The 2,530-nt window shown below is 34.1% G+C and carries 2 protein-coding genes; both read left to right on the plus strand.

The window, feature by feature from the left end; all coding sequences use genetic code 11:
- Positions 1–100: 100 nt before the first annotated feature.
- A complete protein-coding gene (locus tag V7183_RS23845; RefSeq protein ID WP_335361055.1) occupies positions 101–502 on the plus strand; it encodes a DUF2871 family protein in 402 nt (133 codons plus the stop codon).
- A gap of 709 nt (positions 503–1,211) precedes the next feature.
- Positions 1,212–2,309 carry an L-dopachrome tautomerase-related protein gene (locus V7183_RS23850; RefSeq protein WP_335361056.1) on the plus strand — a complete coding sequence of 366 codons (1,098 nt, stop codon included), beginning with the start codon at positions 1,212–1,214 and terminating at the stop codon, positions 2,307–2,309.
- The last annotated feature ends 221 nt before the right edge of the window (positions 2,310–2,530 follow it).

Here is a 2,530-nt window from a genome sequence, read left to right on the forward strand (position 1 = left end):
CTCCCACCTAAAAAGAGGTGGTTTTATGTCGTTTTTTTAATTGATGTATATATAAATACCAAGACATCAACATTAATCATTCTACTTTAGGAGGTATATGATGAAAAAATTATATAATGCATCGTTTACATATTTAATTATCGGTTTATTATCAGGTGTATTCGCTCGAGAATATGCAAAAGCAAAGGGCATTCTAGGATCTACTCTGCTGAACCTTTTACACACACATACGCTAGTACTTGGATTTTTATTCTTTTTAATTGCCTTAGCACTATCAAAATCATTTGCATTTCATGAAGTGAAAAGTTTTGATATGTGGTTTATCGTCCATAATATTGGATTAATTTTAACACTTTCTTCACTGGCAGCCCGAGGACTTCTTCAACTAAATGGGGCTGATTTTAAAGGATTAACCTACATAGTAGCAATCTCTCATTCTATCATTGGTCTCAGTCTTGTTTGGTTTATGATTCTATTAAAAAAGTCATACAAAGGGAAATAAGGCATTTCCATTCTAAGGATCACGAATTTAAATATAGTAAGGAAGTCGTCTCTTATGAGGCGGCTGTAAATCGATAATATAGTTGTTTAATTTTGTTATGAAAATATAAGAGCCTTGCTACAATCTAGTTTAAATAGACTAAACTAATAAGAGGATATTATGTTCAATATATGAGCATATATCCTCTTTTCTTATACATATTAGATTAGTTATACAGATATCGAAAATATATTTTAATATGTATATAATATCCAGAAAAGTATGTACACTTTAGGTGGAGGACGTAGCCCATAGCGGGGGGGCGTAGTGAGGTCTTTAGACCGAGCGCTAATATGACTTTAGGGGGTGAGTGCTATGAAAGTACAAGAGGTTCTCATAGAGAATAACATTATCCTCTTCTTATTCAACTAACGGGCAGTTTAGCTTAAGTACATTTTTTCACAAATTTAAAGGGGAAAATTTCCCCATTTTTTATACCAGCTTAACGTTGATTCGGGAATATTGAACTTCGCTACCTGCTAATTGAATTCTACTTCATCTGGAGACCTTTAAATTAAAATGTTTCCTTTCTTCTGACAGACTTATTAAATTTCGAAAACAATCAATTCAATCATCTTTTCGTATAGAAAAACTTATTAAGAAACATGCACTAGAAAAAATATAAATCATATATAGGAGATATCCCGTTTGAATGCTTGAGGAGGATATTATGAAACCTATGTTACCTAGTGAAAAATATTTCGGTAATTTAGAACTAGTTTATGCATTTTATGGGGCTATGCCTACAGGTGTTACTGTTTCAGAAACCGGTCGTATTTTCATTTGCTTTCCGAAATGGGGAGACGATGTTAAATTTACGGTGGCGGAAATTTTTGAGGATAAATTGCAGCCTTATCCTAATTTACAAACCAATTTGGTTAACCCCGAGAATATCCCAATGACTTTCATCAGTGTCCAAAGTGTAGTTGCTGATGGAAGGGGAACGCTTTGGATATTAGATACAGCGGCACCCAATTTTTCTGAACCTATTAAAGGGGGGGCAAAATTAGTCGCTGTTGATTTAGAAACCAATACAATAAGAAAAGTATATACCTTTACAGAAGGTGTTGTCCTGCCTACAACTTATCTGAATGATGTCCGTTTTGATTTTCGTGTTGGAAAAGCAGGTTATGCCTATATAACGGATTCTTCTTCAAGAGGACCAGGAGCTATTATCGTCGTAGATTTATCAAATGGAAACGCGTTTAGACGGTTAAATGGAGCAAATTCAACTTCACCAGATCCCTATTTTTTACCGAAAGTAGAAGGTCAAATTTTAATGAATCGAAACAAAGACGGTTCAACTTCTCCATTTAGATTGGCGTCTGATAGTCTTGCGATTTCTCCCGATGGAAAGATATTATTTTTTGCTCCACTAACCAGTCGGCATTTGTTCTCGATCTCAACAGAAGCCCTGAGAGACAGAACGATACCGGACATGAATTTACCTTATCATGTGGAGTATTGGGGAGAAAAAGGTGCGTCTGATGGAATGATCACCGATGCAAAGGGAACTGTTTATGCTGGAGATTATGAAAACAACAGTATCCGTAAGATATTGCCAAATGGCATAATGGAAACTATCGCACATGATCCGAGAATTTTGTGGCCGGATACTTTTTCAATTGGTCCGGATCAATATTTGTATGTCATTGTGAACCAATTACATCGACAGCCTAGATTTCATTATGGAAAAGACTTACGACAGAAACCTTATAGTTTACTTCGTATCAAAATTGATGAATTTCCTGCTCCGACCTTTTCATAATAAAAATAGTCAATTAATTGTTTTCATTATTGTGAACATTTTCACTTAAACTAACGGGTGCTTTAGTTGATTAAGAAAGGACATAACATATTAGTCATATAAAATATGTTATGTCCTTTAATTTATTTATCTTTTTTTAATTTAGGTCTTGATAAAAGAATTGTGTAGCAAGGCTCTTTAAAGTTGTTTAATTTCTATACATTTAAAGGTATTTGTACTCA

This window comes from Bacillus sp. JJ1127 (genome assembly GCF_036965845.1).
In the GTDB taxonomy this organism is placed as follows: Bacteria; Bacillota; Bacilli; order Bacillales; family Bacillaceae_G; genus Bacillus_A.

Excerpts from the sequence above, each read along its gene's own strand:
- V7183_RS23850 (WP_335361056.1), top strand. The coding sequence starts at position 1,212 with ATGAAACCTATGTTACCTAGTGAAAAATATTTCGGTAATTTAGAACTA.
- V7183_RS23845 (WP_335361055.1), top strand. The coding sequence starts at position 101 with ATGAAAAAATTATATAATGCATCGTTTACATATTTAATTATCGGTTTA.